General features: G+C 32.8%; 17 protein-coding genes. 10 read left to right on the top strand and 7 right to left on the bottom strand.

What is annotated here, in order from left to right; translation table 11 throughout:
* Window positions 1-10 precede the first annotated feature (10 nt).
* Window positions 11-193, bottom strand: coding sequence for a hypothetical protein (locus C5F50_RS06440; RefSeq protein ID WP_179372831.1), 183 nt, complete (start codon window positions 191-193; stop codon window positions 11-13).
* A gap of 406 nt (window positions 194-599) precedes the next feature.
* On the opposite strand from C5F50_RS06440, the gene C5F50_RS06435 reads away from it, so the two are divergent.
* The 3 genes from C5F50_RS06435 to C5F50_RS06425 all read left to right on the top strand — a co-directional run bounded on the left by C5F50_RS06435 (window position 600) and on the right by C5F50_RS06425 (window position 2,241).
* Window positions 600-1,172, top strand: coding sequence for a resolvase (locus C5F50_RS06435; protein ID WP_179372830.1), 573 nt, complete (start codon window positions 600-602; stop codon window positions 1,170-1,172).
* 47 nt (window positions 1,173-1,219) lie between these two features.
* Entirely contained in the window at window positions 1,220-1,672 is a 453-nt protein-coding gene (locus C5F50_RS06430; protein WP_246282187.1) for a hypothetical protein, read from the top strand.
* A 71-nt stretch (window positions 1,673-1,743) separates the two neighbouring features.
* Entirely contained in the window at window positions 1,744-2,241 is a 498-nt protein-coding gene (locus tag C5F50_RS06425) for a pentapeptide repeat-containing protein (protein WP_179372829.1), read from the top strand.
* 14 nt (window positions 2,242-2,255) lie between these two features.
* On the opposite strand, the gene C5F50_RS06420 is transcribed toward C5F50_RS06425, so the two are convergent.
* Window positions 2,256-3,002, bottom strand: a complete 747-nt coding sequence (locus tag C5F50_RS06420; RefSeq protein ID WP_179372828.1) for a hypothetical protein — start codon at window positions 3,000-3,002, stop codon at window positions 2,256-2,258.
* A 464-nt stretch (window positions 3,003-3,466) separates the two neighbouring features.
* Between C5F50_RS06420 and C5F50_RS06415 the strand changes: the two genes are divergently transcribed.
* A complete protein-coding gene (locus tag C5F50_RS06415) occupies window positions 3,467-3,784 on the top strand; it encodes a hypothetical protein (protein WP_179372827.1) in 318 nt (105 codons plus the stop codon).
* A gap of 298 nt (window positions 3,785-4,082) precedes the next feature.
* Here C5F50_RS06415 and C5F50_RS06410 read toward each other — a convergent pair whose 3' ends face one another.
* Window positions 4,083-4,457 (bottom strand): hypothetical protein, encoded by a 375-nt coding sequence (locus tag C5F50_RS06410; RefSeq protein WP_179372826.1) that lies wholly within the window; start codon window positions 4,455-4,457, stop codon window positions 4,083-4,085.
* A 105-nt stretch (window positions 4,458-4,562) separates the two neighbouring features.
* On the opposite strand from C5F50_RS06410, the gene thrC reads away from it, so the two are divergent.
* Window positions 4,563-5,900, top strand: coding sequence for a threonine synthase (gene thrC / locus C5F50_RS06405; protein ID WP_179372825.1), 1,338 nt, complete (start codon window positions 4,563-4,565; stop codon window positions 5,898-5,900).
* A gap of 148 nt (window positions 5,901-6,048) precedes the next feature.
* Window positions 6,049-7,302, top strand: a complete 1,254-nt coding sequence (locus tag C5F50_RS06400; protein ID WP_179372824.1) for a hemolysin family protein — start codon at window positions 6,049-6,051, stop codon at window positions 7,300-7,302.
* Window positions 7,303-7,304: 2 nt separating this feature from the next.
* Here the strand turns inward: C5F50_RS06400 and C5F50_RS06395 are convergent, their stop codons facing one another.
* Window positions 7,305-8,354 carry a type II glyceraldehyde-3-phosphate dehydrogenase gene (locus C5F50_RS06395; RefSeq protein ID WP_179372823.1) on the bottom strand — a complete coding sequence of 350 codons (1,050 nt, stop codon included), beginning with the start codon at window positions 8,352-8,354 and terminating at the stop codon, window positions 7,305-7,307.
* Window positions 8,355-8,407: 53 nt separating this feature from the next.
* On the bottom strand, window positions 8,408-8,707 hold the full coding sequence (locus tag C5F50_RS06390) for a hypothetical protein (RefSeq protein ID WP_179372822.1): 300 nt from the start codon (window positions 8,705-8,707) through the stop codon (window positions 8,408-8,410).
* Between the two features lie 95 nt (window positions 8,708-8,802).
* Here C5F50_RS06390 and C5F50_RS06385 point away from each other — a divergent pair, with 95 nt between their 5' ends.
* The 3 genes from C5F50_RS06385 to C5F50_RS06375 all read left to right on the top strand — a co-directional run bounded on the left by C5F50_RS06385 (window position 8,803) and on the right by C5F50_RS06375 (window position 11,255).
* Window positions 8,803-8,970 carry a hypothetical protein gene (locus C5F50_RS06385; RefSeq protein ID WP_179372821.1) on the top strand — a complete coding sequence of 56 codons (168 nt, stop codon included), beginning with the start codon at window positions 8,803-8,805 and terminating at the stop codon, window positions 8,968-8,970.
* Window positions 8,971-9,044: 74 nt separating this feature from the next.
* Window positions 9,045-9,755, top strand: coding sequence for a DsbA family protein (locus C5F50_RS06380; protein WP_179372820.1), 711 nt, complete (start codon window positions 9,045-9,047; stop codon window positions 9,753-9,755).
* A gap of 105 nt (window positions 9,756-9,860) precedes the next feature.
* A complete protein-coding gene (locus C5F50_RS06375) occupies window positions 9,861-11,255 on the top strand; it encodes a hydroxymethylglutaryl-CoA synthase family protein (protein WP_179372819.1) in 1,395 nt (464 codons plus the stop codon).
* A gap of 287 nt (window positions 11,256-11,542) precedes the next feature.
* Here C5F50_RS06375 and C5F50_RS06370 read toward each other — a convergent pair whose 3' ends face one another.
* Window positions 11,543-11,689 (bottom strand): hypothetical protein, encoded by a 147-nt coding sequence (locus C5F50_RS06370; RefSeq protein ID WP_179372818.1) that lies wholly within the window; start codon window positions 11,687-11,689, stop codon window positions 11,543-11,545.
* Between the two features lie 285 nt (window positions 11,690-11,974).
* Here C5F50_RS06370 and C5F50_RS06365 point away from each other — a divergent pair, with 285 nt between their 5' ends.
* A complete protein-coding gene (locus tag C5F50_RS06365) occupies window positions 11,975-12,523 on the top strand; it encodes a hypothetical protein (protein WP_179372817.1) in 549 nt (182 codons plus the stop codon).
* A 9-nt stretch (window positions 12,524-12,532) separates the two neighbouring features.
* Here C5F50_RS06365 and bioD read toward each other — a convergent pair whose 3' ends face one another.
* Window positions 12,533-13,216 carry a dethiobiotin synthase gene (bioD, locus tag C5F50_RS06360; RefSeq protein WP_179372816.1) on the bottom strand — a complete coding sequence of 228 codons (684 nt, stop codon included), beginning with the start codon at window positions 13,214-13,216 and terminating at the stop codon, window positions 12,533-12,535.
* Window positions 13,217-13,307: the final 91 nt, after the last annotated feature.

The raw sequence follows: 13,307 nt of genomic DNA, 5'->3' as shown, positions 1-13,307 counted from the left end.
ATTTCATCTTCTACTTTTTTAATTCATTAATTGTGGTAATTTTCAATTTTTTATTTTGTTGAATTTCCTCATAAGTAGGATCCATTATTAATTGAAATTCTAAATGCTTGATGGTGTTTAAGTGAACTACCACCCAACAAGTTGGGTGGTCTCTTCCTGCTTCATCGAGCCTCAAAGTTACTTTCGCAGACATTTGTGGTTGTGGCTCTCACATCCCTTGGTCGGGAACTGCTGTTCTCACAGCTCAGGCCTTTGTATTTGATGGTTCCCGCAGTTCCTGCGGTACCACATGTCATTATACAATGTATGGCTTTACTCATATTTGAGAATGTGGTTAGTTTGCGATTCATCCACCGTACAAGTACGGTGGTCTTCTCACCATGTGATTATAAATCTAAAAAATACGTCTATTTATTGATTAGATGGTGTTTGATGACTTCAGAATCATCGAATTGACAATAGCCACCAAAATTCATTTCTGAATCATTCCTAATTATTCAATATTTTTTAAAAATGTTGATATGAAAATAACCTTGATCTGATATTTTATTGAGTTATTATGTAATTACCTTCTTTTCTATATCTATATTCAGAATCAAATGTCAATGAGAAGAAAAGTATCATCATTTACAATTACAAAGCAAAAAACTAATAGAAATACGATAACGAATAATCAAAAAGCTGCTAGAACACGAAGACAAAGAGGCTATCAATGGGAAGACACCATTGTAAAACGATTTAACAATACTGACAAATGGAAAGCCTTTCGACTTGGTTCTCCAAGTATTGCATTACCTGACGTATTAGCAGTAAATACTGATATCAGTACAATTTTCACAATAGAGGCAAAATCTGGAACTAGTACATCGCTTCCAGTACCTGCAGATCAAATTGAAAGATGCTTATCATGGATTAAAACTTTTGATATTTATGAAAAAAGGAATGTGCTTTTAGCATTCAAATTTCTATCAAAAAAAAGGATCGATATCGGCAAATATGAGAGTCGAGAATTAAGAGAGTTTTTCAAGATCTGGGATGAATCCTTAGAGATCACAGATTGTGTTTGTACTTATGATGGCAAATTTTTTGCAAAAATAGAGGGTAAAAGAAAAGAAGTATTCCTAAAAGAATGTCCTATGCCTTTTAAGACAAAACAAAGAACTAATGCCTAATTTCACATAATTACAAATCGTTTTTTAAGGATAAGATACAATTACACATGTTGACTGAAGAAAAAACTAATGTTGAATCAAAGGAGATTAGCTCAGAGGCATTACTTGAGACAGTATCTGATGCAGAAGTGAATTCACGTATTAGTTTTGAGGAGTTCACAGATGAGAGGACATTGATTAGTCATGATGCATTTGGAAATAAACAAATGAAAATAAAAGTTCTAGAAGTATCTGATGAGAATCCCCCATCAAAATGGAAATTCGGAGATCGTGTCAAAGTAACAAAAATTCTTGTTACTATCAAACATCTCACTACGCAACAAGTTGAAGAAGGAGAATTCGATATTGAGGCTATTGAAAGAGAATTAGCAGAAAAGAGACATTATTCTTCTACAAATAGATGGATACCTGCAAGTGATGTAAAAAATGGCTACGTGGTAGGATCAAAACACACTAGATTAATCAGTGATGCGGCAGCACTAGATTATATTGTATTTTGAATTTGAAATTTAATAAGAGATTAAGTTATTGATGTAAAATTCAAATGTGTGATTTACTATTTTAATTTATAATGAACACTTCGGATGTTTTTCGTAAACGAAATCTTACAAAAGTAAATTTTGATTATGAGGATTTGATTGGAAGAAACTTGTCTGATTCCAACATGAGTGGGGTTAATCTCAAAAATCGAGACATCCATAATGCGGACTTGAGTTGTACAGACCTTAGAGAATCTGACCTAAGTGAGTCCATTTTATTTTATGTAAAATTAAGAGGAGCAGACATGAGAGGTGTGAATCTTTCTAATGCAAAACTATGGGATGCAGAAATGTATGGAGTTGATCTTCGAGGCGCAGACATTAATGGTGCAGATTTGTTTTATACAGATTTAAGAAATGCAGATTTGAGTGATACGAATCTAAGCGGAGTAAATCTCAGACATACAAACTTCGAAGGGGCAATTTTTACATCAGCTGATTTCACTAATGCAAATTATGATGTACATACACTAGATACTATTTCAGGTAATGCAAAATCCGCATTAAAAAAGAAAGGCAGATTGTGGTAAAAATCATTTCAGAGTTATATCGTAATAGTATTTTCAGAATATTCAGGGGCATTGTTAGGTATATCAAAGATTTCTAGAGATTCCAAATGTTTTAGATGTTTTGAGATGGACTCTTCATTTCCAAGAGATATTAGAATTCGATCATTGTGTTGAAAGACATATTGAGTGATGTCAGAGGGATATTCCTCACCATTGACATAAAAAACCAACGATTGGTCTTGTTCAGCACAGAATTTTTTATTTTTGATACTAGATTCATTATTGTTTAAAATGATACAATCCGAAGTGAATTCCATTCCAAATGATGAAAAAAGCATATCTAGTGGAACATTTGTTGCATGTTTATGAATGAGATAGGAGTTATCATTTTCAAAGTGAATGTATTTGCTTGAGAGTTGAAACTGCGGAAGCCCAAAATTTAGTTTCGTGTTATCTACAATCACTGCAATTGCTGCATGTGCATGTTCACTTCCATAATCCCCCACACCATATTGATTTGCCAGTATTTGTTCAGGAGTCAAATTCAGAGTATTTTCAATAATTTGTGAATCAATATCAGTTTGATTCAAAAAATAAAACGAGTAGAATCCTGATGAAACAACGATAGAGAGCACCATAATTGATAAAAATACCCGAGTATGAGATTTTGGTTTGACAGATTCTGAATCACAAGTATCAGAATTGCTTTCCTCTAGGCGACCAGGTAAACTATAATCAGAATCAATATCTTTTGGAAGAATTTTGTCGTTATTATCAGTCAATTATTTATGATATGAATTAATTCTATAAATTTCCTAGACATTCCTATTTTTAGAATCTAACCATAATCAAAAAGTCTTGAGGAAAATTCAGAATCTTCATCTAGAATTTGAAGATGATGTAATATGGAATTTTTACAGGTCATCATCTTAATGATTTTAACTAATTTTTGTATTAATGGTGTTGTTTGTTCAAAAATTACTGATAATAGAAAGACGGATGTTTAAAGTTGATTTTTTTTGGCATTTTGTGTAAAATTTACAATGCAAGAGTGTAATGAACCAAAAAGTTCATAAAAAATATGGATGGTTCTGGATGCAATCATTATTGGACACCAATGGAACTTACTTTTGCATCCATTGTGGGAAAGATATACAAGAAAATAGATCATAATATTGATTCCAATCATAATTTTCAGTTTTGATCATCTGAAAAACATTATAAACAAAAGAATTTGAAAAACAGTATGAGTTCAAAAGAATTCGATGTGAATGGAACTGATTACAGAATTGTATTAACAGAACAAGTAATTGGCCATGTAAATAACCTCAAATCACTATATAATGCAGCATATGAAGATCCCGAAAGTTTTGAGGATGTAAGTGCTGAAATTTCAAGTACCATTAACGAGATTGCAAGTACTGTTGAACCACCAGCAGAAGACAGTGATCTTGATGGTCTTATTCAGGAGATCATCAAAGCCGTAGATAGTAAAGCAGATGAAATTAAAAAAGAATTAGAAGGTAAAGAAAAACCTGTAAAAAAATCAAAATCTAAAAAATAGTCTCATTTGACTATAAACTCATAAAAATTTGGGGGATAAATTATATTCTAAATGGGATAATTACTAGCATGTCAAAAAGTTGTGAATGTGGGATTTGTGATCATCATAGTGAATCAGAATGTCTTGAAAAAGAATGCAAGTGTTGTTTAAATTTTCATGAAAGATCAGGCCCTAAAAGAAAATAGCTTTTAAGACTAATTGATTTCTTTGTAACAACTACATTTTTTTGAAATGTGTCTTGAGCATCCAAACAATTTGTGATCTTTGCATCCACACAAGATGCATTTCTTTTCATCCATCATATTTTCTCAATTAAACTCTCCACGTCATATAGCATTTTTTTATCTTCCAACGCTTCCAATATTTTCAGTCTCATATTTTTTATTCTATGTGTATCATCAGAATATAATGGAATCATCGTTTCAATTTCTTGCTCAAAGGAATAATTTTGTAAATACTGCTGAAATTTGGATTTTAATGGTTTAAAATTAGATGATGGAATCTTCTCAACATCGATTTTATTTGTAATAACTTTTAGAAATCCGTTAATTTTTAGCATCTCTTTTTTGATATTAGCAAGATCCCCGGGTTTATCTTTAACTTCTTTGAGACAATTATAAGATTCAAGTATCTGAACTAGGATGTTTCTCAGATGATCGTTATAGGTTACCACGATTATTTTCTTGTTGTATCTAATCTAAAGTTTAGGAAAAATAGCTTGACCTAGTCTGAAAGTTACACATTTGCTTTAAATTATCATCTATTATTTGAAAGGACAATGCAAGGAGATGCATATCTAAAATGTATTGACCCACAATGTGGTTTAGAATATCCTATTGAGAGTAGAAATGTGCAGTGTACAGAGGGACATCTATTAGATGTAAAATACAAAAACAAACCTTCAACAGGTTTGAAAGAGGTATTTTACAAAAGACGTAATTCCGAAGGCAGTATCTTTAATGAAAGTGGAGTTTGGAGATTTAGAGAATTACTAAATTTTTGTCAGATAGATACTGAAAATCTCGAGGAATGTTCAAAATATTTAGTATCATTAGATGGCGCAGAAGGAAGACAATCAAAACCATATCAAATGTCAAAAGCTGCGGAATTCATAGGAATTTCAAATAAAAATTTGTGGTTGCAACCTGAAGGATACAATCCTAGTGGCTCTTTCAAAGATAACGGGATGGCAACAGCTGTTACACATGCAAAGATGGTAGGTGCAAAAAAAATCGTCTGTGCATCAACTGGGAACACATCTGCATCTGCAGGAATGTTTGCAGCAAATGAAGGGATTAATTGTGATGTATACATCCCTGCAGGACAAATAGCCCCAGGAAAACTAAGTCAGGCATATCAATTTGGAGCTCAAATTTTAGAAGTTGATGGAAATTTTGATGATGCATTAAAACAATCACTAGAAGATGCACAAAATCATGAAGGGTACACAGTAAACTCTGTAAATCCATTTAGAATTGAAGGACAAAAAACAATTCCATTTAGAGCATTAGAATATCTTAACTGGGAATCTCCTGATTGGATTGTTTATCCTGGGGGAGCTTTGGGAAATACTTCAAGTTGTGGAAAGGCACTCATGGAATTGTACGAATGGGGATGGATTAAAAAAATTCCAAGAATTGCTGTGATAAATTCTGAAGGTGCAAGCACATTATCGGATTTGTATAATGGAAAATTCGAGGGGGAAGAGCTCAGATGGAATAAAGGAAGTCCCAATACCGAACTAATTTCCAGATATTATGATCATTTAGATAAAGAAGGGATAAGACCAAAAACTAAAGCAACTGCAATTCAAATTGGCAGACCTGCAAATATTTTGAAAGGCTTACGTGCATTAGAATTCACAAATGGTGTGGCAACTACCGTTTCAGACTCTGAAATGCTTGATGGAATGTCAGTTGTTGGACTAAATGGATTTGATTGCGAGATGGCATCTGGAGCATCAGTTGTTGGAATAAAGAAGTTAATCAGTGAAGAAATTATCAAGAAAGACGATGTCGTTGTAGGAATTCTTACAGGCAGACAAAAAGATGCAATGTTGCCAGTTGAATATCATCAGAATCCCAAAAACATTTTTGCAATACCCCCAAAAAATTAAGCCTATTTTTAGGCTTAAAGATTAAGAATATTCTATAATATCTCAAGAGTTAAATCCATGCTTTGCAGAATTATTACAACCAAAAGATGGTGCAAAATAACTAAATGAGTAATAGAGGTATTTTTAACAAGTTTATGGAGTTGGTATCTTGGTAGAACTTTGGTTAGAGATTGCTGCATTAGCAGGATTAATTGGATTATCTGGGTTTTTTAGCGGATTAGAAGTATCATTGGTAGGTACAAGTCAGGCTACTGTAGAGCAACTAGTAAAAGAGAAAAGACGAGGTTCTAAAGCACTTCAAAAACTCAAATCAAATCCAGGTTGGATGATGTCAGCTGTGAACCTCGGGAATAATGTAGTGAATGTAGGTTCATCTGCGTTGGCAACGGTAGTTGCAATAAAATTATTTGGAGATAGTGGACTTGGAATTGCTATAGGAATTATGACTTTTTTAATTATTATTTTTGGGGAAGTCACCCCAAAAACATATTGTAATGCAAATGCCACTAAAGTTGCACTTGGTTCAAGTGGAATTCTACTAATGTTTAGTTATGCCACATATCCAGTAGTCTGGACATTGGAGAGAATTACTCGTGTAATGATCAAAATTACTGGAAGTGACTATCATCCACCAGCACTAACTGAAAAAGAGATCAAAGGAATTATTGATCAAGGTCATAGAGATGAAGCGTTAGAAAGTCAAGAGCGGGATTTAGTGCACAGAGCATTAGAATTTGACGACACAGTAATTCGTGCTGTTATGACCCCCAGAATGAAAATGCAAACACTTCCTGCAAAAATGTTGCTTTTTGAGGCACTTCCAATAATTAATCAAAACTCCCATTCCAGAATCCCTATTTATGGTGAAACACATGACGATATAGTAGGATTCGTTCATGTAAGAGATGTGCTAAGAGAGCTTGAATCAGATAACAAAATGAAGACGTTAGAACAAATTTCAAGAACTCCTGTTTTTGTATCTCAAGAAAAAATGGTTACTGCATTGCTAAGAGAGATGAAGGGTAGAAAAACACACATGGCAATTGTGATAGATGAACATGGTGGAGTTGAAGGATTAGTAACGTTAGAAGATCTAATTGAAGAAATTCTTGGAGAAATTGAAGATGAAACAGATTCTCCCCAATCAATCAAGTACCACTCCATAGATAAAGATACGATTGTTGCAACAGGGGATATCGAAATTGAAAAAATTAATGAAATTTTTAAATCAGAATTACCAGAAGGGGATGATTATAGTACACTTAATGGATTATTACATGAAAGGTTACAAGACATCCCACAAGAAGGCGATAAATTAGAATTAGGAAAAGTAAGAATAGTTGTTGAGAAAGTCGTAAAGAACCTCCCTGTGAAAATAAGAATAGAACGGATTAAAAAATAAAATTACTTTTTAGCAAAATATTCTTGTAGTTTTTCCTTTTTTTCTTTCATATGGAAAATTGATTCAGTGTGAGTAAATGCTTCTTCGTATGATTTTTCAAACAACATTGCTTGTAAAAGCATATGATTTTCAGGAATAACAATGCCTGTTTGGTCATCAGAATACATCATTTGAACGGTGTCACCAATTGATGTAGTCATGTTTGCATGAATGTGAATCATGTTTGTATCAGTAAAATTGAAGCCCATATTTTGTGCATAATCTCGAATATCTTTAGTTCCTTTAGCAGTCCAAACCTTTGCAACACCAAACTCATCTGTAAAAAGTTCGTGAATTTCAGATGGTTTTGGTGCAATACCTTTGAATCGTATATCCATAATATGCAAGTGCATTTGTCTTGTTGGTACTTTGATTGCTCTAACATAAAGTGGAGCATCCTTTCCAAAATACATCTTGACATCATCACCATGATGAGGCTTTTCAGACATTTCTATAGTATCAACAAGTTTTTTTTCCGTTTGCTCAATATCTGCCCATCTTCTAACAAGTGTGACATCAAAACGAATCAATTCATCACCAAACTTGTCACGTAATGGTTCTAAAATCCTGCCCATTCCAGTAACATTGCAGCTTCCTTGCATTACATGTCGTTTACCTAAGGCTTGAGCATAATTTGCTCGTGAATTAAACAATAAATCAGAAACAGCTTCAGACCCAATAACTGATTCGCCCCCTTGATAAATTGCAGGGATGTTTTTCGGTTCATATAGACTTACTTTGTTTTTATAACCATGACCGCCAGGAGCGGCATCAATCACTAAATCACAATTGTCAAGTGCAGATTCAATGGAACCGGCAATTTTGTAATTTGAAAAATCACCAATCTTTTTTTCTGGAACATATACGTCCAAACCTCGTGAATTTGCAATCTCTACTTTTTCATCAGGAGAATATTTGCCTATACCAATGACTGTTAGTTCAGGATCATCTTTTAGAAAAGAAGTAATTCTACTGCCAATGGAACCATATCCATTAACAAAGATTTTCTTCATAAATCCGGTATGTTTGACCCTTTTATTTAGATTAGTTCAGTTGAGAATTCCAATTATTTTCTAGGCCTTCTGCGTGGATTTTTTTCATAAAAACTTTCTATATTCTCATTCCATTGTTTAGTTTCAGGTAAGCGTGAACTAGGATGAGGTCTTTTCCCATTATTTGATAGAATTTCACTATGAGCTACATAGAATTTATCAATTTCATCAATCAAAACATCAAGGAATTTTAAAGCTTCTTTTGCCTCAATGCCTTTAGGATCTGTATGGCTGAGAATAGAATTAGATAATGTGTCAATTTTTGCTTTTTTTATTTTATATTCACTAAGAATTCGATATTCAAAAGAAATCATTACAAATTATAGTGTATTGCACTAGTGTATGTTCATTGCGGTTTGCAAGAATTATGGACATATTGAAAATACAAACATTGGTGTTTTAGTAATTAATGAAGACAATCAAGAGTTTTTCTTATGGCATTACAAATAAAAACGGTCTATTTGAAACAGAATTTTTGATTACAGAGAATTCCAAAAAAGAAACACTAACAGTTACAATAACTGCAGAAAATGAAAAATCAGAATCATCAAAAACATTACAAATATTTTATTTATGAGAATAATCAGATGATAGAAAGTCATCCCCATAATAGCACAAAAGACTAAATGTGTCAGAAAATTAATTTTATTATTGATACATGGACCATCACTTGGAATAGGTGCTGCTATTGCATCTATAGTCATAATAGTGGTATTTTTAGGATTTCAGGGAATCACTAATCAGTCAGAATTAACAATAGAGCCAATTCCTCAAATTCAAGAAACAGGGCCACCAAAAATTACCATGAACACATTTTTGGAAAATGGCTCACCTTTACTTGGAAATCCAAATGCACCGGTTACACTAGTAGAGTTTGGAGATTATCAATGTCATTTCTGTAACGTATTTTTTCACACAACTGAAGACAATATATTAAAAAATTATGTAGAAACGGGAAAAGTACGAATGATTTTCAAAGATTACAACATTATCGGTCCTGATTCAGTAACTGCATCACATGGTGCTCATTGTGCAGATGATCAAAAATTATTTTGGGAGTATCATGATATTTTGTATTCAAATTGGACTGGGGAAAATAATGGATGGGCATCATCAGAGAATCTTGTAAAGTTTGCACAAGAAATAGGATTAGATATGAATGAGTGGTCAGAATGCATGAATAGTCAAAAGCATTCACAAGTTATTCTTGCAAGTAATGAAGATGCAAGATCTCTTGAAATAACAGGCACTCCTGCATTTTTTGTCATTGGGCCTGATGGAAAAACCACTCGAATTTTTGGAGCTCAGCCTTTTGAAGTATTTGAAAATATTTTTGAAATAGAACTTGAAAAATCAAATTAGCGATCAAATTATTAATAAATAATTTAAAAAAATTAGGAAAATTTCCTTCCTAGTTAGTCAGAATTTACACAATAACCTTATTAATGAAATATCGGAGCGAAGCTTATGGTAGCTGGTATTGACGACATTGCAATATACATCCCACGATTGTATATTGATGCAGCTGATTTTGCAAAAGCTAGAGGCTTAGACCCAGTAAAATTACAAAAAGGTCTTGGCGTATCTCAGATGGCAATTGTTGATGCCAATCAAGACCCAGCATGTCTTGCAGCAAATGCATGTTTGAGAATCATGCAAAAAAACAAACTCTCTCCAGAAGACATTGGAAGATTGTATGTTTCAACAGAATCGGCATTTGATGAATCAAAGGCAATGAACTCATACGTTGTTGGAATGCTTGAACAAGTTTACGGTCAAGGTGCTTTTGAGCATTGTGGAGGAGTTGAAACTAAATTTGCATGTGTCAGTGGTTCATATGCGCTTTATGACAATACAAATTGGATTAGAGCAGGAGAAGCAGAGGGCAAACATGCCCTAGTTGTAGTATCAGACATTGCAAAATACGACATGGGTTCTAGTGGAGAGATGACTCAGGGTGCAGGAGCAGTAGTAATGTTGCTTAACGATAATCCACGGTTACTGGCATTTGATCCTAAAGTCACTGCTACATCAATTAAAGACGAATATGATTTTTACAGACCATTTGGAAAAGAAACGCCAATTGTACATGGACAATATTCTAATTTACTATACATGATTCAAGTTAGAAAGGCACTGGAATCATATAAGAAAAAAGTAATTGCATCAGGATTAATCAAAATAGAGCCGGGAGAAACAATTTTAGATCATATGGATTACATCAACATGCACTTACCTTATAGTAATATGGGAAAGAAAGCATTGGCATATTTAGTAAGACATGAATGGCGTCAGCTACCAAGATGGAAGAGAATTTTACAAGAGATAGGAGTTGAAGAACCTAGACCAAAAGATCCACGTGGAACAATTGAATCAGTATTGGGTGATGAAGAATTTATGGCAAAAGATCATGAATTTACCAAGCTTTTTACCAAAACTCGTGAGTATCAAGAAGTGTATGAATCAAAACTTTCAAGTTCATTAATTGCATCCAGTATGATTGGAAATTTGTATACCGCATCATTGTATTTAGGATTTAGAAGTAGCTTAGAGTATGAATTTCAAAAAGGAATTGAATTAGAAGCAAAAAGAGTAGGATTCGGGTCTTATGGAAGTGGAAGTAGCGCAATGGTATTCAGTGGAGTAATTCAGCCGGAATACAAAGAGATTGTAAAAGATATGAATTTAGAAGCTGAAATTGGGGACAGAAGGAAATTGACATGGGAAGAATATGAAGAATTACACGAAAACAAACTACTACCAGAAGAGTCCATGGTTCATTCAAAGAAAGAATTTGTATTAGTTAATGTAAATACAGATAGAGAGTCTAGAGGCGAAAGACGCTACATCTTTAACGAATAGGTTTTCTAAAAAGGGTTTCAAATTATCCATTATTGATTTTATCAAAGGATCCAACAAACAGGATAAAAGATAGAGCCACTGTAGATAAAAAAAGTAACTAGCCTATTTGACTAGGGGTTTTTTGACACCCCATTTTTGATCAAATTCTTCTTTGGTGATGGGAATTCTAGATTTACATTTTACACATCTACGCATTTTAGTGTGCTTTGAAAATCTCCAAACGTGGGCCTCACTTTTTTGATGACAGTTCATAACTATCTGAATTTTGTATGGACTTAAGCGTGTTGTTACTTGAACAATTCCAATTCTTGCAAAATTTTACTCATAGAATGTTTCCATCCCCTCATTGCATCAACATCATGTGGGCGGTTCTTTTCTAGTTCTTCTTTTTGTTTCAGGAGTTCTTGATGTCTTTTATACTCAATTCTAACCAATACTCATGTCTAATTTGGGTCTTAAATTAAGCCTGTCTTTAATTAGAAAAAAAGAATTTTCCAGCATAATACGATATTAAATTTGTTTTATTGTACACACTTCATTATTATAACAAAAGTCATAGTTAAATTATGAATTCTATAGCATGGAAATGTTATAGATGTGATTTGACTTTCAAAGAAAAGCCATAATACATAATGATCTTTCAAAGCACCCAATAGGGAAAATAGAATTGATTCTAGGGTAAATCCAAATACAAGTGGGCATCTCATCAAAACAATACATTGTCAGACGAATCAAACCGCATAAAAGATTACATATTTGATTATATTGAAAAATCACAATTAATCCCTAAATTAATTTCTGAGAAAAAATTTGATCAGATAATTGAGAATGTTACCAACAATTGTTATGATGAAATAATTTCAATGGCTGAAAAAGATCAAGCAGTGGGAGTTTTGGCAACAGGGTTACTCCATTATTTGTTAACAAATGCATTGATTTCAAGTCAAAGAAAAATAGATTATCAAGGAATTGAATTAGACATAGTAATTCCAGATATCAAAACGTTGGAAAAGGATCAAAAAAAGTCATTATTAATTTGCATACCAAAATCATCAGATATCAACATAGTTAATGAAAAAATAGCATTATTAGAAAAAATTCAACATGAAAAAGAAAACATTTGGTTGGTGTTATCAAAAAACATACCAGTTGCAAAAAAATCATTCATTTTATCTAAAGAAAATAACTCTTTTTCAAAAATTATATTTGAGATTGCACAATTTAGCAATGTAGGTGGCACAAATAAATTCAAAATTTTACGAATTTAAAGTTGAATTTTATTTTAATAAAGATTTGATGTCAAGATTTTTTTTAAATATTCTATTCAATGAAGTATCACTCATATCTTTAATGAATGGAATTGAACCTAAAACTTTAACACCTGTCAAGTCTTCCAAGTCTCGTTTTAATTGAGGAGTTGGATAACCATTTTCAAAATCATTGATTATGATTCCTTGAATTGGGATTTTATATTTTTTGCACATCATGCAAGTCATCAAAGTATGATTTATGGTGCCAATCCTACTACTTGTAACAATCACACTTGGAATTTTCATATCTTTTATTAAACTAGCAATATGATAATTTTTCTGAATCGGAGTCATTAATCCACCCATTCCCTCAACCAGAATCAAATCATGAAGTTTTGATAGTTTTTTGAAATTTGTAAGCACTGTTGAAATTTTTGGCTTTATTTTCAATTTCTTTGAAGCAGTGTAAGGGGATGCCGGAATTGGAAAAAACTGGGGATTTACTAAACTTTCAGGATCATTTACTTGTGCAGCATTGGATAAAATTTCTATATCTTCGGATTTGAATCCCTTTTTCTGAGCTGTTCCTGCCGCAAAAGGCTTCATCACACCAACATCAATACCCATTTTTCTTAGAGTTACTGCCAATCCGGCAGTGACGTATGTTTTACCTACATCAGTATCAGTTCCAGTAATGAAGAAAGAATCCATCAAATATCATCTAAAATAATAATTGATTAATCTTATCGTTTAACGATTTACAACTCCAAACTCATCAATATGCTTAAGTTCATAATTATTG

The sequence above is a fragment of the Nitrosopumilus ureiphilus genome (genome assembly GCF_013407185.1).
Taxonomy (GTDB): Archaea; Thermoproteota; Nitrososphaeria; order Nitrososphaerales; family Nitrosopumilaceae; genus Nitrosopumilus; species Nitrosopumilus ureiphilus.
The sequence above is the reverse complement of the archived record's forward strand: the minus strand, read 5'-3'. Positions and strand labels throughout refer to the sequence as shown.